The following is a 20,343-nucleotide window of genomic DNA, read 5'->3' as shown; positions in this document are numbered from 1 at the left end:
GCCTCAACCAGCCCATGTTGTAGTTAAACAACCCAGTTGAATCAAAGGTTGAATAGTATCTGGCAGCCGCCCCGTTAGATCCTAGACTGCTAACAGGCGTTTATGACGAAGGTCGAAAATGGGCAGTGCTTACCTGCTGTGTGGCGGCGCTGTAGTAAGGTAACTGTAGGAAGGTAACAGCAGAAAAAAACAAAGGAGAAAGCGAGTGAAAATAGGCGCACCGAAAGAGAGTGCCCGGGGGGAAGCGCGCGTCGCGCTGACCCCTGAGAGCGCGAAGCAGATCCAAAAACTGGGCCACGAGTGCTTGGTAGAAACCGGCGCTGGCTTGGCAGCGGGCTTTAATGACGACACTTATCGTGATGCAGGCGTTACCGTCGTGGACGGGGCTGATGCGCTCTGGAACGACGCTGAGGTGGTCATTAAAGTTCGAGAGCCCTCTGATGAAGAGGCCGAGCGGCTGCGGGAAGGCCAAACCTTGATTGCCTTCTTCTGGCCAGCGCAAAACGAAGCGCTGCTCGAGAAGTGCAAGGCCCAGGGCGCCACCGTTATTGCTATGGATATGGTGCCGCGTATTTCACGGGCGCAGAAAATGGACGCGCTCTCCTCCATGGCCAATATCGCCGGCTACCGGGCGGTGATAGAGGCGGGCAACAACTTTGGCCGCTTCTTCACTGGCCAGGTAACGGCGGCAGGTAAAGTGCCCCCGGCCAAGGTGTTGGTCATTGGCGCTGGCGTGGCGGGATTGGCGGCGATCGGCACGGCCACCAGCCTGGGCGCCGTAGTGCGCGCCTTTGACGTACGCCCCGAGGTCTCTGAACAAATCGAATCCATGGGCGCGGAGTTTCTGTTCCTCGATTTCGAAGATAGCCAGGACGGTTCCGAAAGCGGTGGCTACGCCTCGCCCTCAAGCCCGGAGTTCCGCGAAAAGCAACTTGAGTGTTTCCGCGAGCAGGCGGCCGATGTGGACATCGTGATTACCACCGCGCTGATTCCCGGCAAGCCCGCACCTAAGCTGTGGTTGGAAGATATGGTCGAGGCCATGAAGCCAGGCTCGGTGGTGATCGACTTAGCGGCTGAGAAAGGCGGCAATTGCGATCTCACCAAGCCAGACGAGCGGGTGGTGTCGGATAATGGCGTGGTGGTGATCGGCTACACCGACTTCCCCTCGCGCATGGCAACGCAATCATCGCTTCTCTACGCCACCAATATCCGCCATATGTTGACCGATCTGACGCCCGAGAAAGACGGCGTGATCAATCATAATATGGAAGATGACGTGATTCGTGGCGCTACGGTGACTCACGGTGGCGAAATCACCTTCCCGCCGCCGCCCCCTAAAGTGAAAGCGATTGGCGCGGCCAAGCCGAAAAAGAAAGAGAAGGAGCCCACGCCGGAGGAGAAAAAAGCCGCCGAGCATGCGGCGTTCAAGGCGCAAACCAAGCGTCAAATCGGATTGCTGGCTGTCGGCGGTGCGCTCATGCTGCTGCTTGGCCAGGTGGCGCCGACCTCATTTATGCAGCATTTTATTGTCTTTGTGCTGGCCTGCTTTATCGGCTTCCAGGTGATTTGGAACGTGAGTCATTCGCTGCATACGCCTTTAATGGCGGTGACTAACGCGATCTCGGGCATCATTATTCTCGGTGCTATTTTGCAGATTGGCACGAGTAGCGTGATCGTGGGCATATTAGCGGCGATTTCGGTGCTGATCGCGTCAATCAATATTGTGGGTGGCTTCCTGGTGACACGCCGGATGCTGGCCATGTTCCAAAAATCTTAAGCGGCGGAGAGACGATATGTTAGGACAAGGATTCGTATCTGCCGCGGCAATCGCGGCGAGTGTGCTGTTTATTCTGTCGCTGGGCGGCCTGAGTAACCAAGAAAAAGCCAAACGAGCCGTGTGGTACGGCATTGTGGGCATGGCGGTGGCGGTGTTCTTTACCGCTTTAGGCCCGGGTATTGGCGGCTACTGGTGGCTGATTCCGATGATGGTGATTGGGGCAGGCATCGGCGTGTACGTAGCGGGCAAGGTCGAGATGACCGAAATGCCCCAGCTAGTGGCGGCGCTGCACAGCTTTGTCGGTTTAGCCGCGGTGTTTGTGGCCTGGAGCGCGGACTTAGAGCGCCGCCGAGTCATGGCGGCGCAGGCAGTGGATGGCGCCGCACAGGAGTTTTCCGCTTTTGCCGCGCTGGTGGCCACCAAGGCCCCAGACGAACTTACCTTTCTGCAAATTGAGGTGGTTTTCGCCATCTTTATCGGCGCGGTGACCTTCACCGGCTCGGTAATAGCGTTTGGCAAGCTGGCAGGTAAAGTCGACGGTAAACCACGCCAACTGCCCGGCGGCCATTTGCTCAACGCCGGGGCGGCCGTGCTGTCACTGCTATTGGCGATTTTGTACCTCAACGGCGCAGGCTTCTGGACGCTGCTAGTGCTCGCAGCGCTGGCATTCTTTATTGGCTACCATCTGATTATGGGTATTGGCGGTGCCGATATGCCGGTGGTGGTCTCCATGCTTAACAGCTACTCCGGCTGGGCGGCGGCGGCGGTCGGCTTTACGCTCTCCAACGACCTGCTGATTGTCACCGGTGCGCTGGTGGGCTCCTCCGGTGCGATTCTTTCTTACATTATGTGTAAGGCGATGAACCGCAACTTCGTCAATGTGATCCTAGGCGGCTTTGGCGGAAGCACTGGGCCAGCGGCGGAGATCGAAGGCGAGCAGGTGGCGATTGACGCTGGTGGTGTAGCGAGCGCCCTGAACGATGCCGATAGCGTGATTATCGTGCCGGGCTACGGCATGGCGGTGGCTCAGGCGCAAAGCGCAGTGAGCGACCTAGTGCGTAAGCTGCGTGCAGCGGGCAAGACCGTGCGCTTCGGTATCCACCCGGTCGCGGGTCGCTTGCCAGGGCATATGAACGTACTGCTGGCAGAAGCCAAGGTGCCTTACGATATCGTGTTGGAAATGGATGAAATCAACGACGATTTCGCCACCACCGACGTGGTGATCGTGATTGGCTCCAACGACATTGTGAACCCTGCGGCCGAGGAAGACCCCAATAGCCCCATCGCTGGTATGCCGGTATTGAAGGTATGGGAAGCCAAGCAGGTGTTTGTCAGTAAACGCGGCCAGGGCACCGGCTACTCCGGTATCGAAAACCCGCTGTTCTTCAAAGAGAACACGCGGATGTTTTATGGCGATGCCCGGGATAGCCTGAATACACTGCTGCCGTTGATTGATTAGGCCTTTGCAACTTTTAGCTATCCATGCAACTTGGCTACCCATGCAACTTAGCTAGACGCTAGGTTACTAAGAGCCATTAAGTACTGAGCCCGCGAGCAATCGCGGGCTTTTTAGTTGCGCGACTGCCCATGAATCGATGCCGATCAGTTCAGCGTCCATGTCGCGTTTCCTCCAGCGTATTAACCGCATAGCGGGCGAGATGAGTGCCTACTCGTCAGCCCAGGCGGCGATGGCGGATTGCTCTCTCATCGAGTATCGTCTTCGGCAGCGTGAACCAGATACAGGTGCCTTTTCCCGGTTTGCTCTCGATGACGAGTTGGGACTCGTGGCGCTTCAGCACTTCGGAGACGATAGCGAGTCCCAGCCCGGTGCCTTCACCCCGCTCACGTCCAATCGTGGTGCGATAGAAGCGCTGTGAGATAAGGGGGATTTCTTTTTCGGGGATGCCGACACCGGTATCTCTGACTCCGATCTTGAGTCGGGTATCGTCGAACTCGAGAATCCGGATCGAGACCGTGCCGCCGGTGTTGGTGGCGGTGATGGCATTGTCGACCATATTGGTCAGCGCGTGATCGATCAGTTCGATGTCGGCGGAGACCTCGGCTATCGCCGCCTGGTTTTCCACACGAAGCTCGATGCCTTTCTCCAGCGCGCGAGGGTGAAATTTACCTAGAATGTCGTTGGCCAGTTCGGCGAAGGAGAACGTGCTTGGGCATAGCGGTCGGCCAGCGATATTGGCGCGAGACATCTGAGAGAGCTGGTCGGCCAACTGGGCCAGTCGCTCCACGTTGGCGCGAATGGCATCCAGACCGCTGCGTGTTTCATCGTCGAGAGGCCTGCGATCCAACTGCTTGGCGTAGCCCAACAGAGAGGTCATCGGCGTACGGAATTCGTGGGACAGGTTGGCGATGAGTTCCCGACGCTGGCGGTCGGTATCGTGCAGCGCCTCGACCTGGGCTTCGATGGTGGCCGCCATGTCGTTGAAGGCACGCCCGACCCGGCCGATTTCGTCGTCGATCGACTCGGGACTGCGCTGCCGGTAATCGCCCTCGGCAAAGTGTTGGACGGTGCGGGTCAGCCGGGAAAAGCGTCGCGTCAGAAAAGCGAAGAGGGCCAGCCCCACCGCCAGCGTCAATGCCAACGCCACGCAGCCTGCGATGAGCAGCGTGCGCGAGATGCTGCTCGTTTGCCAGATGTTGGCCATCGAGACGTCTGTGTTCGCCTCCAGTTGCACCATCAGATAGCCCGATTGCTGCTGTGGGCCGTAGGTGATCGGGGCAACCGAAAAAACGCCCTCGTCGCCCCGGCAGGGCATGTCTGCGTAGACCGGCAGCATGGGCATGTCGGAAAGCAGTTCGTCGATAGCACCCCGGTCGATCCGGCGGCCGAGTCCACAGCGGTCGGGGTCGTAAGCGCCAACCACCGTTCCGTCGGTGTCGAGCGCGTAGAGCGAGAGCGCCGGATTGATGGTCATGACCTGCTCTACGGCCGCTCGAGTCGAGGGGGCGTCGACGCCGTCGTCGAGCGAATCCTGCAGTACGCGGGTCAGGTGATGGGCCATGTCGATCTCATTGCGCTGCAGCCATTCGCGTCCCAACTGGTTGAACTGATCGACCGCCACCAGCGTGGTCGTGGTGGAGAGTGCGATCATGCTCACCAGATAGACGAACACGATGCGCGCGAACAGGCTGCGGTAGGTTCTGCGCAGCGATTGGCCGAGGCTCATGGGGCGTTCTCGTCGGAGGCTGATGCCGGGGCGTCGGTGAACCGGTAACCGGTGCCCCATACGGTGAGAATGTACTCGGGCTGTGCCGGGTCTGGCTCTATCTTGCTGCGCAACCGATTGATGTGCGTATTGACGGTGTGATCAAAGCCGTCGAATTCCGGGCCCCATACGGCATCGAGCAACTCGCTGCGGGAAAATCCCTTACCAGGGTGGCGGGCAAAGAACACCAGTAGGGCGAACTCCCGGGTCGTGAGTTGAATCATGTTTCCGTCGAATTTGACGCTGTAGCCGTCGATGTCGATCTCCAGCGCCTTTATCTTCATAAGCGTCGACGACGTACGCGCCTCCATCGCCTTTCGACGACGCAGAAGCGCTTGGATTCTCGCCAATAGGATGTCGGTGTCGAATGGCTTGGTGATGTAGTCGTCGGCACCGATTTCCAGACCGACGACCACGTCCCGCGTTCCGGCGAGCGCCGTCAGCATGATGATCGGAATGGTGGCGTCGTGAGTGCGAATGTCTCGACACACGGCGAGACCGTCGATGCCCGGTAACATCAGATCAAGAACGACGAGCGAGGCATTCCGCCATCGATGCAAGGCTTCTTCCCCGGTCGAAACCCAGGTCGGCTGATGGCCCGCCTGTACGAGAATGCTCGTTAATAGCCGACCGATATCGGGATCGTCCTCGACGCAAAGTATCGGGCACGACATATCGGTTCTCCTTTAAGTGAGCTGTGAATCCTAGCCCAGTGTACCTCGTCAATCATCACGGAAACGTTATCACCGAACGTTATGATTCCGTGATGATTGAGCTGCAATTCCTGTTTATCTTGGGCAAGCCGTGTCGGACCGGACACGGTTTGCCTAGATAAATCAGGAGAGAATCATGACCCGCACGACACCCAAATATCTACTCGCCTTGAGTGCTGTACTGCTGAGCGGCGGCCTTGCCTTCACCACGCTCGCCAGTGCCCAGACCGACAATATGTCCCAGGACTCGATGAGTCAGGACGGCATGAGCCACGATGATGGCATGAGCCACGATGATGGCATGAGCCACGATGATGGCATGAGCCACGACGATGGTATGAGCCACGACGATGGCATGAGCCACGACGATAGCATGAGCCATGACGAAATGAGCAGCGACTCCATGGAGCATGCCAACTAAAAGTTGCGGTCCGGCAACCAGGCGCTGTCTGGTTTGCCGGACGCTTTCGTTTCGAGGTCAATATCATGTCTGAGTCTGTCAAAGCTACGATCGATAGTGACTCGACCGGTAATGTGCCCGGTGCGCCGGCCACACGAGTGATCAAACGACATACGGTAGCGACTCGTCTGTGGCATTGGACGAATCTCGTCTGCCTGATCGTGTTGCTGATGAGCGGTTTGCAGATATTCAATGCACACCCCGCGCTTTATTGGGGGGAGCAATCCGATTTCGCCAACCCTTTCATCGCGATACATGCGCGCACCGCCGAAGATGGCGAGCGCATGGGCGTGGTTCGCATCGCTGGGCAGGCGTTTGACACCACCGGTGTACTGGGGCTTTCCGATGACAACGGCCAGCTACGCGAACGGGCCTTCCCCCGCTGGGCGACGCTGCCGGGGGACAAGTGGCTGACGATGGGGCGCAACTGGCATTTTCTGGCTGCGTGGATCTTCGTGCCGCTGGTTGTCGCGTATCTGCTCTATACCCTGCTGGTGCCCCAACGACGACGGGCGCTGTTTCCAACGTGGGTGCAGTTGAAGAACATTCCGCGGACGCTACTTGATCATGCGCGGCTGCGTTTTCATCACGAAGCTGACTACAACGGTATCCAGAAGCTGACCTATCTTCTGGTGCTGTTCGGGTTGCTGCCAGTCATGATTCTGTCGGGGCTGACCATGGCACCCAGTGTCAACGCCGCCTGGCCGTGGCTCACCGAACTTTTCGGCGGACGACAGAGTGCTCGCACCTTTCATTTTCTCTGTGCAACAGCCCTCATTGGCTTTTTCATCGTGCACATCGCGCTGGTACTGGTATCCGGCGTTTTCAACAACCTGCGCTCGATGGTAAGCGGTCGCTACCGTATCCAGGTAGAAGCGCATGACGGATCGGAGCCTAGGCATGACTGACTCAAACACCAGACTCTCGACATCACCAGCGCCTGACCGCGCTCGACGGCGACTACTGGGTGGCCTGTGCGCGTTGGGGGCTGGCACCTTCCTCACCGGTTGCGATCGACTGTCGGAAAGCGCGCCCGTGCGCGCGGCGCTGAGTAACGTCGAGCAACTCTCTTACAAGGCCCAGCGTCTGATCGCCTCGCGCCAGGCACTCGCCAAGGAGTTCGACGAGAGTCAGATCGCGCCGGTGTTTCGTCCCAATGGCACCACCAACCCGCAGGAGGATTACTATCGTGCCTGGGTCGAGAATGGATTCGCCGACTGGCGTCTGACCATCGACGGTCTGGTCGAAGAGCCGATGACGCTGTCATTGCTGGCGCTTCGGGAAATGGCCTCACGAACCCAGATCACTCGTCACGATTGCGTCGAGGGTTGGAGCTGTATCGGGCAGTGGACCGGCGTTCCTCTGGCGGATCTGCTTGATCGGGTGCGTCCGGCAGATACCGCGCGCTTCGTGGTTTTTCACTGTGCAGATCACACCTACGGTGGGTCGGATCTGTATTACGAGAGCCTCGACATGATCGAGGCGTATCATCCGCAGACGCTGCTTGCCTACGATCTCAACGGCGAACCGCTACCGGTGGCCAATGGGGCGCCGATCCGTCTGCGCGCCGAGCGTCAGTTGGGTTACAAGCAGGCCAAGTACGTGATGCGCGTCGAACTGGTGGAAAGCTTCAAACAGCTCCACGGCGGCAAGGGAGGATATTGGGAGGATAGGGGGTATGACTGGTGGGCGGGCATCTAGGCGATGACCGCCGAGCGCTTGAGGGCTTCACTTTAGGCTCGTCGTACAATCTTTAACATGCTATCTGTTGCCTGAGGTCCCGATACTTCCGCTCGACGGCTGGGCCGACTAGATTCTGTGCAGGGTACTGCTACTCCTGCTATGGTCGAATACCCCCTTATGTATTGAGCAATCGCTACTATGAATCAACGCCCCAATCCCCGAGTGCTGCTGCGTTTGTTGGGTCTACTGCGCCCCTACCGCACGCGGTTGGCTCTGGCTGGCCTAGCGCTACTCATGGCATCGGGAAGCGTGCTACTGCTGGGTAATGGGCTGCGCTTAATCATCGACCGCGGTTTTCTGGACGCGGATGCGCAGGCGCTAGCGCAAACACTGGCTCTGATGCTGGTGGTAGTGGCCGTGCTGGCGTTTGCCTCCGCACTGCGCTACTACCAAGTGACCTGGATTGGCGAGCGCCTGGCTGCCGACCTTCGCCAGCGAGTGTTTGATCATTTACTCACCTTAGAACCCAGCTTTTTCGAGAGCGCAAGCGACGGCCGTGCCGCCGGAGAGATTGCCTCACGATTAACCGCCGATACCAGTGTGCTACAGAGCCTGTTTGGCTCTTCAGTCTCGCTGGCGCTGCGTAATCTGGTCATGCTGGTGGGCGCCGTGGTGCTAATGCTGGTCACTCAACCGTGGCTCTCGGCAATGGTGCTGATAGGTATCCCCGCCACTCTGCTGCCCATCGTGTGGTACGGCCGCCGGGTGCGGCGGCTTTCGCGCACCAGTCAGGATCGCGTGGCCGAACTAGGTCGCTATGCTGAGGAGGCGCTGAGCGGTATTAAAACGCTTCAGGCATTTACCCACGAGGCGATGGATAAAAGCCACTACGGCCAGCGGGTTGAACAGGCCTTTGGCAGCGCTGTAGAGCGCACCCAGCAGCGCGCCTGGTTAACCGGTATCGCCATGCTGGTGGTGTTTACCGCGGTTGGCTTAATGCTCTGGCAGGGCGGTCAGGCGGTGCTAAACGGAACCATGAGTGCGGGCGAGCTATCGGCGTTTATCTTTTACGCCGTGCTGGCAGCAGGGGCCATTGCCACCCTGGCCGAGGTGGCAGGGGATGTACAGCGTGCGGCAGGCGCTGCCGAGCGCTTATTGGAGCTGCTCGATACCCAGCCCGCTATCCAGTCGCCGGTAAATCCGCAGAGCCTGCCAAGCCCTTCGCGTGGTGAGATTACCCTGGAGAACGTCACCTTTACCTACCCTGGTCGGGAAACCCCAGCGCTGAACGGGTTTGATCTACATATCAAGCCGGGAGAACGAGTAGCGGTGGTGGGGCCTTCCGGGGCAGGTAAAAGCACGCTGTTGGCGCTGCTGCTACGCTTTTATGACCCCAGCCAGGGGCGCATTACCTTGGATGATAGGGATGTCCGTACGCTAGATCTTGCCGCCTTACGCAGTGCCATGGGGTTAGTGGCGCAGGAGCCGGTGCTGTTTAGCGGCTCTGTGGCCGAGAATCTTCGCTATGGTGATCCTGAGGCTGATATCGATAGATTACGCATTGCCGCTCAGGATGCCAGCGCCCTCGACTTTATCGATGCGCTGCCCCAAGGCTTTGACACGCCCCTAGGCCCCGGTGGTGTGCAGCTCTCCGGAGGCCAGCGTCAGCGGCTCGCTATTGCTCGGGCGCTGCTCAAAAATCCTGCGGTACTGCTGTTGGATGAAGCCACCAGCGCCTTGGATGCGGAGAGTGAGCGGCTGGTGCAGCACGCGCTGGATCGGCTGATGGTCGGGCGCACCAGCATCGTGATCGCCCATCGGCTGGCGACTGTCATCGCCGCTGACCGCTTACTGGTGCTTGATGGTGGGAAACTGGTAGCGGCGGGCACTCACGCGGAATTGCTCACCACCAGCGCGCTCTATCGTCATTTAGCCGCGTTGCAGTTTGGCGGTGAAACGTTATAAAACGATTCTTTTAATGATGGGAATACCGATGTCGAGCTTCTTTCAGCGCCTTAATGCCGTAAATGCCCCTTCGATTGGTCTGGGCTGTATGAATCTCTCCCACGGTTACGGCAGCATCGTGCCGGAAAGCGCAGCCCTACGGGCGCTGGATGAGGCCTTTGATATGGGCTATCGCCACTTCGATACCGCCACGCTGTATGGCGCCACGGCCAATGAGAAAGTGGTCGGGCGCGCCCTGGAGGGCAAGCGGCACCAACTCTTTCTGGCCAGTAAATGCGGCATGGCGATGGACCCTGAGTCAGGCAAGCGGGTCATTGATGGCCGCCCGGAAACCCTGCGAAAACAGTGCGAAGCGAGCCTTGCGCGCCTGCGTACCGACCATTTAGATCTCTACTACCTGCACCGCTTGGATCGCCAAGTCCCCATTGAAGAGAGCGTGGGTGCGCTGGGGCGCCTGGTGGAAGAAGGCAAGATTGGTGGCGTGGGGTTATCTGAAGTCTCTGCGCTAACGTTGCGGGGCGCGGTCACCGAATATCCCATTGCCGCGGTGCAGTCGGAATACTCGCTGTGGACGCGCAACCCGGAAATCGCCCTGATCGATGCGTGCCGCGAGGTGGGAGCAGCCCTGGTCGCGTTTAGCCCTCTGGGACGAGGCTTCTTAACCGGTGCCATTCAAGATCCCTCGCGTCTCGAAGAGGGCGATATGCGCCGTAATATGCCGCGCTTCAGCGCCGAAAACTACCCGCATAATCTAAAACTATTTGAACGCCTTGCGTCGCTGGCGCAGGCCTTAAGCGTCACGCCGGGGCAGCTGGCACTGGCGTGGCTGAAAGCCAAAGGCGGCGATATTATCCCCATTCCCGGCACTCGCTCCGCTGACCACATGCGCGAAAATTTAGCCGCGGAAACGCTGCACCTCGATGTCACCACAGTGCAGCAGTTGGATGCCATGATGACGCCAGAGCAGGTCGCAGGGGCTCGCTACAGCGAGGTGCAGCAAGCGGATATCGACACCGAAGAGTTCACCCGTTAGCAGAGTTAAGCAGCGGGTACAAACAGCAGTGATGGATAAAAACTATTAGAGTAGTCACAAAAAGCAAATTGTGCCTATGAGGGATCTGCTTTAAAACAGTACCAAGTGAGTGAAGCGTCCTTATACTGCGCTACGAGCAGAGCGTTAGCACTATCGTAAGCGTTAGGGGGCTCACCGTCAGTCGACTTGGTAGCCGCTCTTTTCAACATACCCAAGACGAACGCAACCAAGACAAAAGCTGTTAAGACACAATGAAGTTAGAGGGAGAGAGCTATGAGTGGTAAATGTCCTGTAATGCATGGTGGTAATACCTCCACGGGCACGTCTAACAAAGACTGGTGGCCGGAAGGAATTAACCTGGATATCTTGCACCAGCATGACCGCAAAACGAACCCGATGGATGCTGATTTTGACTATCGGGAAGAGGTTAGAAAGCTCGATTTTGACGCGCTCAAGCAAGATGTTCACGCGCTGATGACCGACAGCCAAGCCTGGTGGCCTGCCGATTGGGGCCACTACGGCGGTCTAATGATCCGAATGGCGTGGCACTCTGCGGGTACTTATCGTCTGGCCGACGGCCGCGGTGGCGGCGGTACCGGTAGTCAGCGTTTTGCACCACTCAACTCCTGGCCGGATAACGTTAGTCTTGATAAAGCGCGCCGTCTGCTGTGGCCGATCAAGAAAAAGTATGGCAACAAGATCAGCTGGGCCGACCTGATGATTCTAGCCGGTACTGTTGCCTACGAATCAATGGGACTGCCTGCCTACGGCTTCTCGTTTGGTCGCGAGGATATCTGGCACCCGGAAAAAGATATCTACTGGGGCGATGAGAAAGAGTGGCTGGCACCTTCCGACGAGCGCTACGCGGACGTTGAAAAGCCGGAAACCATGGAAAATCCGCTAGCTGCGGTTCAGATGGGTCTTATTTACGTTAACCCTGAAGGTGTTAATGGTGTGCCCGACCCGCTGAAGACCGGCCAGCAGATACGCGAAACCTTCGCTCGTATGGCGATGAACGACGAAGAGACCGCAGCGCTTACCGCCGGTGGCCACACCGTGGGTAAGTGTCACGGTAACGGTGACGCGGCAGCACTGAGTGCTGAGCCCGAAGCGTCGGACGTTGAAAATCAGGGTTTGGGCTGGGGCAACCCAACCATGGGTGGCAAAGCGAGTAATGCCGTGACATCTGGCATTGAAGGCGCCTGGACAACCAATCCAACGCAGTTCGACATGGGCTATTTCGATCTGCTGTTCGGCTACGAGTGGGAGCTGCGTAAGAGCCCCGCAGGCGCTCACCAGTGGGAGCCGGTAAACATTAAGGAAGAGGACAAGCCGGTTGACGCCAGCGACCCCTCTATCCGTCACAATCCGATCATGACCGATGCGGATATGGCCATGAAAATGGATCCGACCTACCGCGCCATTTGTGAAAAATTCATGGCGGATCCGGAGTACTTCAAGCAAACGTTCGCTAAAGCATGGTTCAAACTGACCCACCGTGACCTAGGCCCGAAATCGCGCTACATCGGCCCGGAAGTGCCCGCTGAAGACTTGATCTGGCAGGATCCTATTCCGGCTGGTAGCACCGACTACAGCGAAGAAGTGGTTAAGCAGAAAATCGCCGAAGCCGGCCTGAGCATCAGTGACATGGTCAGCACCGCCTGGGACAGTGCTCGCACTTACCGCGGCTCTGACATGCGTGGCGGCGCCAACGGTGCCCGCATTCGTTTAGCGCCTCAGAAAGACTGGGAAGGCAACGAGCCTGCGCGTCTCGCCAGCGTATTAGCAGTTTACGAGAAGATTTCTGCCGACACCGGCGCAAGCCTTGCCGACGTGATCGTTCTGGCCGGTAGTTTCGCCATTGAGAAAGCCGCCAAAGCCGCAGGCTACGACGTTCGCGTACCCTTCCTGAAAGGGCGTGGCGATGCTTCTGCCGAGATGACCGACGGTGAATCGTTTGAGCCGCTAGAGCCGCTGGCTGACGGTTTCCGCAACTGGCAGAAGAAAGACTATGTAGTGAAGCCGGAAGAGCTGTTGCTGGATCGCGCTCAGCTGATGGGGCTGACAGGGCCGGAAATGGTCGTGCTACTTGGCGGTATGCGTGTACTCGGCACCAACTATGGTGGCACCAAGCACGGCGTATTCACCGACCGTGAAGGCCAGTTGACCAACGACTTCTTCGTCAACCTGACCGACATGGGCAACACTTGGAAGCCGGTGGGCAAAAATGCCTATGAGATCCGCGACCGTCAAACAGATGCTGTGAAGTGGACGGCTACCCGCGTTGACCTGGTGTTCGGTTCTAACTCGCTGCTGCGCTCCTACGCGGAAGTCTACGCCCAGGATGATAACGACGAGAAGTTTGTCAAAGACTTCGTCGCCGCCTGGACGAAAGTGATGAACGCGGATCGCTTTGACATCGCTTAAATATATCGAAATTTATTGAAAGCAAGCGAACCCCGCATCCTCGGATGCGGGGTTTTTTTGCGAATAATAGTGGTGTTTTGAATTAACAATAGCCCTTTTATGCCGGGTTTAAGCTAACTCAGAATTTCTGATGCAACAAAAAGGAAAAGGCGTTTTTACAAACAAAGTAGCCAGGGTAATTCCCCATTTTTAGAGGGCAAACATCGTTACGCGATCATAGCCTTACCGATAACGGGCCGGATTCTATGCGCTTCCATCTCACGTGGCATGCCTGTGTAAAACTCCATTATGCTGACCTTGGTTGCCATTTTTTAGCTAAGCCCGCTGATACAACTTCTCCTACCATCCCTCAGGATAGCCGCCTACAGAGGGGGAGATGCTGACATAAATGCATAAGCCGCGCCTGGTTTCGACGCAGCCATGGCAATTATTTTTGGAACAAATATATAGGGGAAGTCCAAGCCTGGTTACCGTCCTCCAAGTTAACGCAAAGCCAAACTGGGGTATCACCGTCTTCTTCGATCTCTATTTCTTTTTGAAAGTGCGCTGAAGTAGCTAATCCGCCTGCAGGTAGCCGCTGGGCTATTAATTTCCGCTCAAGCCCTCCTGCACTCATTATTACCGGTTTGCCATCCATCTCTTTAAGTGTAAGTGAAAGCGCACCATGATTGGTTGTCACCTCAACTTCAGAGCTCTCTTCTTCAAGCCAAATATCACATCCCATCCGATTGCCAGTGGTAATCGTATTGAAAATCACACTTTTTGACCCGACTTGTTCTAAGGTTTGCTCAGGGTTTAAGCGATTTACTGGTGAAAACCTTTCTATACAACCACCATTGATTAATATTCGCCCCTGCCAGCGAGTATTACGGCCACGGCCACGATATTCTGCGCCTGACCACATGAGACGCAAACGATTACCAAGGTTTTTGTCTTCGTAACCACGCCATAGGGCAACCGTGCTTGTGCCTCGACGCAATTCAATGCTTTCAATACCGACGGGGGCGTCCACTGATACTGAAACTTTCACCTTTTTGTCCGTTATTTGCACAATATCACCCATAGTGCAGACAAAGACTTTTTCGGTTGCACAATCAGGCTCAGCGATAGGGTTGCGGTGAAACAGTGTTCCACCAGCGGTCAGCTCTGCCTTAATGTCTATGGCTACACGCGGGCCCGAGGTGCCGTAGGTATGGCGACGGAGAATCGCTTCAAAGACAGCATCACGTGTATTTTCTTTCATCAGAAAGCAAGTCAAGCCGCCATAGGCACCGAAAAATGAAGCGCCTGGATAAGAGGCACCGGGGCGACCTTTATGTCCATCAGAATTCGCAACGACCCCAACTCGACGACGCATAGGGAAACCATCGGTTAATATCCATTCGAAACTACCCCACGCAGAGTGTACCTCCACCGCTGCTTCTAACCGGGGATCGTGATCGAAATGAATATTGGCATAGCGGCCTCCAACATGGGCATACATGACGGAGTCCACTGGCTCGTCATGAAGCCTGTTATAAAGGTCAGTCAGTGTATGTGCATCAGTGTCAAGGTCATCATGCTCCGCAACCAATGCGTGAGAACAGCGATATATTCTCGCCCCTTCCTTTCTAAAAAAGACGTTATGATCGCCACCCACTGCTGTATTGCCAGACCACTCGTAACCTGGTAACACAGTAAAAACACCGGGTTCATTCAATGTTTCTGTCAAATGATTGAGCTTTTTCCAGAAAGCCGGTTTAATTTGGAAATCATTAGCCTGGTGGGCTGTCACGTCCAGAAACGACTTGTTTCGAGCGAAATCAAAATAGTGCTCTATGGAGTTGGTGCCGACGGTCTCACCGGTCTGCCCGTGTAGATCCCCCCAGAAATGTGCTGGCCCATCAGTAAGAACCTGCATCGGCCCAGCTTCTACAACGGTTCCGTCTTCAGCAGTAAGCCAAATCCTCAATATCCCCTCTTCTGCGGCTACTCGCAGAGGTTCAATGCGCATCGCTCCACTGGCTGAAGCGAAATCAATGACACTCGGAAGGCCTTCGACGGGTAACGAGCTTTCAATAGCAAAGCGTGTACTGCCTTTTGATGTCGGGTTGCCCCAAAGGTCCTCGGCTTTTAATCCAAGGCAGAAGATGTCGTTTAAGCGTCGGCGCGTCGGCAAAATTGCTAAATACCGATGCGCTGGTCCTGCTCCAACCGTGAACGCCAAATGAGTATCAGGCAACGGAATAAAATTGCCCGTAGCCTGCACGTCTGCCATTACGCGGATAACCCTTGCGCCTTCATAGAAGGTCGACATTAAGAGACCAGGAGAACCTTCAGTCGTGTCGCCCAGCACAATCTCAATCGTCTCACCAGGTTTGAGGTAGCCGCCTCGCTGGTAAATCGTAAGGGTTTCATTCCATGGACGCTGTCCCCCGTTACGGTCATATTTTAGAAACAGCTGTCCATCACCGGATGAGCGCGCCGTAACGTAATTTGGAGCGGTTGGGTCGGTCGTCTGTAGTGACCCAGCGTCTGAGATTAACCTAAGGGCCAAGCGTATCGCGCCTGTATCGTCCAGGCCCAGCTTGCCAGTCGTGTATTGAATACGAAAAGTTTGGTAGCTACGCACTTCAACATGTTCAGGCCCACTCATCACCGCGGTGCCAAACAAGGCAGGATCAGTGCCCGGTGTCGTTAGGAGCTTAGATTCACCTATCATTTCAGGGTCTATATCGAGTCTTCTTGGCATGGGGAACCTTTGATGAGTTGTTTTGAGTCCAATTAAAACTACATAGTAATATAGGGATAAAAAAGTCAGAATAGCAAATTTTTGTTGACATATGCCCGCAAAGCCTTCTATTACTGTGAAGTAATAACAATAAGTCAGCACACTCACGCCAACTCCGCGTAGCAAAAAATGCCCATTCGGCGTCAATTTATGCTTCACCGGCTATGAGGTTGGTTAAAATTCGCACAAAACTTCATAGTAATAACACGATAAACAGGAGTACTGAGATGCGTAAGCTTGTTAAAACAATTTTCATTCTCACTATGATGTCTCTGCCCTTTGCTGCTCTGGCCGACTATCCAGAAAAACCGATCACGCTCATTGTTCCCTATCAGGCAGGGGGATCTATGGAGACCATGGCGCGTGTTTTTGCCGAAGAACTGGGTAATGAATTGAATATAAATGTGCTTGTCAGAACCCAGCCTGGCGCAGGCGGAAAGATCGGCACGACCGCTGCATCTCGTGCTATAGCGGATGGCTATACATTATTATTTGCGCCAGAGTCTACCGTCCTGTGGCCCCCTATTGCTGAAAACGTGAACTATTCGCTGAGTAGTTTTGACCCCATAATTAGGGTTACAGACCTTCCCCAGGCAATCGTTACGTCTAAGAGCTCAGGCATTGAAACGTTCGAAGACTTGCTTGCACTCTCTGCTGCACAAAGCATGAGTTATGCTGATCAGAACTCAATCTCGCGCGCCTTTGTTGATTACATTGCCATGCGTGAACAGGTTGTTTGGGTAGCAGTGCCAACTAAAGGCGGCGGTGAAATGGTTCCCTTTTTGTTAGGGAATAAGGTGAATTTTGCATGGTCTGGCGGGGCCCATAACCGTTACTTAGATCAAATGAATGTTGTTCTCTCCATGACAGCAGCCCCTCAGGAAACGATGCCCGAAGTGCCAACCATGCAAGAAAGATATGGTGTTTCCATGCCTGGAGGCGCGACTATATGGGCTCCAGCCGGATTGTCAGAAGAATTGCGCGCCAAGTTAACAGAGGCTGCTATTACCGCCGCTCATTCCGAAGCCTTCAATGACTTAATGATGAACACGCTCGGTTTTCCTTTAGCGGATCTAACTGGAAGCCAATTAACGGCAGAACTAATGACCATTAATGAAGATTTGGCAGCCATTTATGAGGAGACTGCGCCATGATAGATCAGAAAACTTGTACACAAGATGCTTCTGATCGTTTCGATTTTTTAATAGGTGCAATTACCGTCAGCTTCGCGCTGTTTGTTATTTTCTTGCTGATTCCAGTCGGTGTGGAAACGACCACGTATCACAGCCAGCTTTCTCCTGGTTTTTTTCCTAAACTGGCTTGCATTTTCATTGGGCTATTTGGCGCGATGCTAATGTTTAAGAATCGCCACTGGGCGCTCCGACGAATTCCTCATAACGGCTCCCGTATATTGCTAGAAACTCTCGCTTGGCTTGCGTGGGCCATTGCCACAATGTTGTTACTCATGTATGTAGGATTCGTCGTCACCGCCGCCGTATCATGTTTTACGGGCATCGTATTAGCTGGCCAGCGCCGCTATTTAATCCGATGCGCACTAGGCTCAATATTACTGCCGCTGGCCCTTCAGCAACTCGCATGGCATGCCTTTTATATTCAACTGCCCTGAGGTCATCCATGTTAGATATTATCTTACAGGCATTCGCAGCAGCGTTAGAGCCGATGAATTTACTGTTCATCGCTTTAGGAATTGCCTTAGGCATTGTGATTGGTGTTTTGCCTGGACTCGGCAGCGTAACCGCCATGGCGGTACTGATACCGATAACCTTTTACATGTCCCCGTTAGCTGCCATTGCTTTCCTAGTAGGAGTCAATAAAGGAGGGACATCCGGTGGGGCCATTCCGGCTATTCTGTTAAATTCTCCCGGCTCACCCGAGGCAGCAGCAACGGCCTGGGATGGCTACCCTATGGCTAAGCGCGGAGAAGCTTTTCGTGCAATGAAATTCTCGCTTTTTTCATCGGTTACCGGCGATACGATTTCTGATTTACTACTCATCGTCCTTGTTGTGCCTTTTGCCGCCTTCGCATTGCAGTTTGGGCCAGTAGAATATACAGCTGTATTGTTATTCTCATTTGCATTAATTGCTGGAATTGCAGGAGATTCACCCTTAAAAAGTGGAATAGGTATCTTCTTTGGTATTCTACTCTCAACGATAGGCCTTGACCCCGTTGCCTCCACTTCTCGCTTCACATTTGGTCAACTTAAATTAGAAGATGGCCTCTCACTGTCAGCTTTGGCAATCGGCGCGCTTGCACTCTCATCTGTGGTTATTCAGCTTTCTGATCTCATCACCCGGCGTGAAAAAGATGACTTCGCCTCGAATCAAGCTGATACGAAAGCAGGCCGATCTGTTTCTGCACGTGAATTTTTCTCTTACTGGCGCACGCTAATCCGAGGGGCATTGACTGGCTCTCTTGTTGGGATGCTACCAGGGCTAGGCGTAACCTTAGCCTCTTTTCTATCTTACTCAGCCGCTAAACGTGCTTCCAAAAACGGCGATAACTTTGGTAAAGGAGAGCCCGAGGGTATCATTGCTACAGAAAGCGCCAATAGCGCTGTGGTTGGTTCTAACCTGATTCCAACAATCGCACTTGGCATTCCTGGCAATATCGCGGCAGCATTACTTGTTGGCGCCCTAGTTATGCATGGTGTTGTACCGGGGCCTTTCATGCTGAGCATGCATGGGGAGCTTATTTATGGACTCTTCGCCTCCATGATTTTGGCGAATATTTTCCACCTTATAATTGGCCGGGCGGGTTTATCACTATGGGTGCAGTTTGCTCGTTATCCACGTCGCCTGATTTTGCCGCCAGTGCTCATGTTTTGTATCTTTGGTATTTACCTTCCGACCCAATCGCTTTGGGACGTCGGTGTAATGTTAGCTTTTGCGGGTCTAGGTATTCTTTTTACTCGTGCGCGAATTTCAATTGTGTGCACTGTCATCGGTTTTCTATTAGGAGGAATGTTTGAAACTTCTTTACGCCAAGCTCTCTTGCTTCATCAAGTAGAAGGGATCTCAATTCTGGCGAGCCCATTAGCACTAGTATTCTTGCTACTTACAATCGCCGTTCTTTCACGTGCAATATGGCGAAGCCAAAAGGAGAGTAACAAATCGGCATGACTAAAAAAAATCAGGATGCTGCCCTGTGCTCTTTATTAATACAGAAACTAAAAGAAGAGCGTCACCGCAATCCACAAGAAACCAAGCGTACTGCACTGCGGCTAGCTTTGATGGCAGCTATACGGGAAGGAAAGGTCAAGCCTGGAGAACGGTTACCATCAGAAAGCGAGCTGGCGAGAAGCCTTGAGCTTTCACTCGGCACAGTGCAAAGCGCACTGGGTCAGTTGCAGGATCTGGGGTTAATCGTGCGTCGACGCGGAGACGGCACTCGCATAGCGGATGCAGAACCGCTAGGCCCTAATATTTGGCATTTCCGCTTCCGTGTTGCCGCCACAAATCGTCCACTACGCCTGACACAGGTCAAGGTCGAGGTACTCCGCACCAATGAACGTGGCCCCTGGAGCGAACACTTGGGCCCCGGGCCTTACGTTGTCATTCGTCGACGTCTCACTGGTGATAACATCAACCTTGGTGCAGAAATGTACTTACCGCAGAGACTGATAAATATAGATGATATTGAATTGAGTGAATTAGAAGGCGTCAATCTTCGCATCTGCCTTGAAGCATTTTTGGGGCAACGCTCTCATCAAGCAAATACGCTCATTGCAATAAACCACCTCTCTCTCCGTCATGCTGCTTTGTTTGAAATGCGGCCTGATAACGCGACATTCTGTGTAACAGCCTGTACATCACTAGGCGATGGTAGCCCGTTCTACTATCAGGATATCTATGCACCTTCTGACTTGTTAATATTAGAAATTTAAAAGCACTGAATAGCCCCAACTTGATGGGCGCCACACTTAAGAGTTCAATCATGCTCACAAAGGGGTTGAACATAATGAACAGGCTTTTCAGCGAAGAGCAGATCATAGGTTTCTTGGGCGAAACAGAGCAGGGGCTTCATTAAGGAGCTATGGCATGAGCAGCGTGATCTTTTACAGGGAGGTGAACTAAGTTCGGCGGTATGAATGCTATGCCAGTGAAACTCTCTATATACTTTTGCATATTGGTCACGAAAGTTTACGAACTTTAAGCTAAAAGGCACCCAAGCTGAACTGACCCCATAAACTTGGACAGTGAAAAACTAAGCAGCCAAGGCCTGATTTCGGTACTGCACCGGACTCAGGCCTTTTAATTTGGTCTTAATCCG

General features: G+C 54.6%; 16 protein-coding genes. 12 read left to right on the top strand and 4 right to left on the bottom strand.

Annotated features, from left to right (window positions below; genetic code table 11):
* Positions 1-205: 205 nt before the first annotated feature.
* Together RO22_RS18340 and RO22_RS18335 are read left to right on the top strand one after the other, a co-directional pair.
* On the top strand, positions 206-1,777 hold the full coding sequence (locus RO22_RS18340) for a Re/Si-specific NAD(P)(+) transhydrogenase subunit alpha (RefSeq protein ID WP_041159013.1): 1,572 nt from the start codon (positions 206-208) through the stop codon (positions 1,775-1,777).
* Between the two features lie 16 nt (positions 1,778-1,793).
* Entirely contained in the window at positions 1,794-3,236 is a 1,443-nt protein-coding gene (locus tag RO22_RS18335) for an NAD(P)(+) transhydrogenase (Re/Si-specific) subunit beta (protein ID WP_027958301.1), read from the top strand.
* A gap of 214 nt (positions 3,237-3,450) precedes the next feature.
* On the opposite strand, the gene RO22_RS18330 is transcribed toward RO22_RS18335, so the two are convergent.
* Positions 3,451-4,962, bottom strand: coding sequence for a sensor histidine kinase (locus RO22_RS18330; RefSeq protein ID WP_041159012.1), 1,512 nt, complete (start codon positions 4,960-4,962; stop codon positions 3,451-3,453).
* A complete protein-coding gene (locus RO22_RS18325) occupies positions 4,959-5,675 on the bottom strand; it encodes a response regulator transcription factor (protein ID WP_052475687.1) in 717 nt (238 codons plus the stop codon). The genes RO22_RS18330 and RO22_RS18325 overlap by 4 nt, the downstream gene beginning before the upstream one ends.
* A 175-nt stretch (positions 5,676-5,850) precedes the next feature.
* On the opposite strand from RO22_RS18325, the gene RO22_RS18320 reads away from it, so the two are divergent.
* The 6 genes from RO22_RS18320 (at position 5,851) to katG (ending at position 13,282) form a co-directional block, all read left to right on the top strand.
* A complete protein-coding gene (locus tag RO22_RS18320; protein WP_052475686.1) occupies positions 5,851-6,135 on the top strand; it encodes a pentapeptide MXKDX repeat protein in 285 nt (94 codons plus the stop codon).
* A gap of 65 nt (positions 6,136-6,200) precedes the next feature.
* Positions 6,201-7,082: a cytochrome b/b6 domain-containing protein gene (locus tag RO22_RS18315; protein WP_052475685.1), complete on the top strand. Its 882-nt coding sequence runs from the start codon at positions 6,201-6,203 to the stop codon at positions 7,080-7,082.
* Complete coding sequence (locus tag RO22_RS18310; RefSeq protein WP_051051784.1) at positions 7,075-7,875, top strand: molybdopterin-binding protein; 801 nt, start codon at positions 7,075-7,077, stop codon at positions 7,873-7,875. Before RO22_RS18315 ends, RO22_RS18310 begins: the two co-directional genes overlap by 8 nt.
* Positions 7,876-8,055: 180 nt before the next feature.
* On the top strand, positions 8,056-9,822 hold the full coding sequence (locus RO22_RS18305) for an ABC transporter transmembrane domain-containing protein (protein WP_041159011.1): 1,767 nt from the start codon (positions 8,056-8,058) through the stop codon (positions 9,820-9,822).
* Between the two features lie 28 nt (positions 9,823-9,850).
* Complete coding sequence (locus RO22_RS18300) at positions 9,851-10,855, top strand: aldo/keto reductase (protein ID WP_041159010.1); 1,005 nt, start codon at positions 9,851-9,853, stop codon at positions 10,853-10,855.
* A 273-nt stretch (positions 10,856-11,128) separates the two neighbouring features.
* Positions 11,129-13,282, top strand: coding sequence for a catalase/peroxidase HPI (katG, locus tag RO22_RS18295; protein WP_041159009.1), 2,154 nt, complete (start codon positions 11,129-11,131; stop codon positions 13,280-13,282).
* 427 nt (positions 13,283-13,709) lie between these two features.
* Here the strand turns inward: katG and RO22_RS18290 are convergent, their stop codons facing one another.
* Positions 13,710-16,160, bottom strand: coding sequence for a DUF3604 domain-containing protein (locus RO22_RS18290; protein ID WP_152618921.1), 2,451 nt, complete (start codon positions 16,158-16,160; stop codon positions 13,710-13,712).
* Between the two features lie 119 nt (positions 16,161-16,279).
* Between RO22_RS18290 and RO22_RS18285 the strand changes: the two genes are divergently transcribed.
* From RO22_RS18285 to RO22_RS23895, 4 genes are read left to right on the top strand one after another with little or no spacing between them, the layout of a single operon-like run.
* Entirely contained in the window at positions 16,280-17,206 is a 927-nt protein-coding gene (locus RO22_RS18285) for a tripartite tricarboxylate transporter substrate binding protein (RefSeq protein WP_041159008.1), read from the top strand.
* Complete coding sequence (locus RO22_RS18280) at positions 17,203-17,679, top strand: tripartite tricarboxylate transporter TctB family protein (protein ID WP_039857435.1); 477 nt, start codon at positions 17,203-17,205, stop codon at positions 17,677-17,679. Before RO22_RS18285 ends, RO22_RS18280 begins: the two co-directional genes overlap by 4 nt.
* 8 nt (positions 17,680-17,687) lie before the next feature.
* Positions 17,688-19,193, top strand: a complete 1,506-nt coding sequence (locus RO22_RS18275; RefSeq protein ID WP_035537878.1) for a tripartite tricarboxylate transporter permease — start codon at positions 17,688-17,690, stop codon at positions 19,191-19,193.
* Positions 19,190-19,957: a GntR family transcriptional regulator gene (locus RO22_RS23895; RefSeq protein WP_009286024.1), complete on the top strand. Its 768-nt coding sequence runs from the start codon at positions 19,190-19,192 to the stop codon at positions 19,955-19,957. The genes RO22_RS18275 and RO22_RS23895 overlap by 4 nt, the downstream gene beginning before the upstream one ends.
* A gap of 320 nt (positions 19,958-20,277) precedes the next feature.
* Here the strand turns inward: RO22_RS23895 and RO22_RS25385 are convergent.
* On the bottom strand, positions 20,278-20,343 hold a 66-nt coding region (locus tag RO22_RS25385; RefSeq protein ID WP_411906771.1), incomplete at its 5' end, for an IS3 family transposase.

The sequence above is a fragment of the Halomonas sp. KHS3 genome, assembly GCF_000830495.1.
Lineage (GTDB): Bacteria > Pseudomonadota > Gammaproteobacteria > Pseudomonadales > Halomonadaceae > Vreelandella > Vreelandella titanicae.
Note: the sequence above shows the minus strand (reverse complement) of the source record. Positions and strands in the feature narration are given on the sequence as shown.

Coding starts and splice junctions, on each gene's coding strand:
- RO22_RS18335 (WP_027958301.1), top strand. CDS start 1,794: ATGTTAGGACAAGGATTCGTATCTGCCGCGGCAATCGCGGCGAGTGTG.
- RO22_RS18330 (WP_041159012.1), bottom strand. CDS start 4,962: ATGAGCCTCGGCCAATCGCTGCGCAGAACCTACCGCAGCCTGTTCGCG.
- RO22_RS18325 (WP_052475687.1), bottom strand. CDS start 5,675: ATGTCGTGCCCGATACTTTGCGTCGAGGACGATCCCGATATCGGTCGG.
- RO22_RS18320 (WP_052475686.1), top strand. CDS start 5,851: ATGACCCGCACGACACCCAAATATCTACTCGCCTTGAGTGCTGTACTG.
- RO22_RS18315 (WP_052475685.1), top strand. CDS start 6,201: ATGTCTGAGTCTGTCAAAGCTACGATCGATAGTGACTCGACCGGTAAT.
- RO22_RS18310 (WP_051051784.1), top strand. CDS start 7,075: ATGACTGACTCAAACACCAGACTCTCGACATCACCAGCGCCTGACCGC.
- RO22_RS18305 (WP_041159011.1), top strand. CDS start 8,056: ATGAATCAACGCCCCAATCCCCGAGTGCTGCTGCGTTTGTTGGGTCTA.
- RO22_RS18300 (WP_041159010.1), top strand. CDS start 9,851: ATGTCGAGCTTCTTTCAGCGCCTTAATGCCGTAAATGCCCCTTCGATT.
- katG (WP_041159009.1), top strand. CDS start 11,129: ATGAGTGGTAAATGTCCTGTAATGCATGGTGGTAATACCTCCACGGGC.
- RO22_RS18285 (WP_041159008.1), top strand. CDS start 16,280: ATGCGTAAGCTTGTTAAAACAATTTTCATTCTCACTATGATGTCTCTG.
- RO22_RS18280 (WP_039857435.1), top strand. CDS start 17,203: ATGATAGATCAGAAAACTTGTACACAAGATGCTTCTGATCGTTTCGAT.
- RO22_RS18275 (WP_035537878.1), top strand. CDS start 17,688: ATGTTAGATATTATCTTACAGGCATTCGCAGCAGCGTTAGAGCCGATG.
- RO22_RS23895 (WP_009286024.1), top strand. CDS start 19,190: ATGACTAAAAAAAATCAGGATGCTGCCCTGTGCTCTTTATTAATACAG.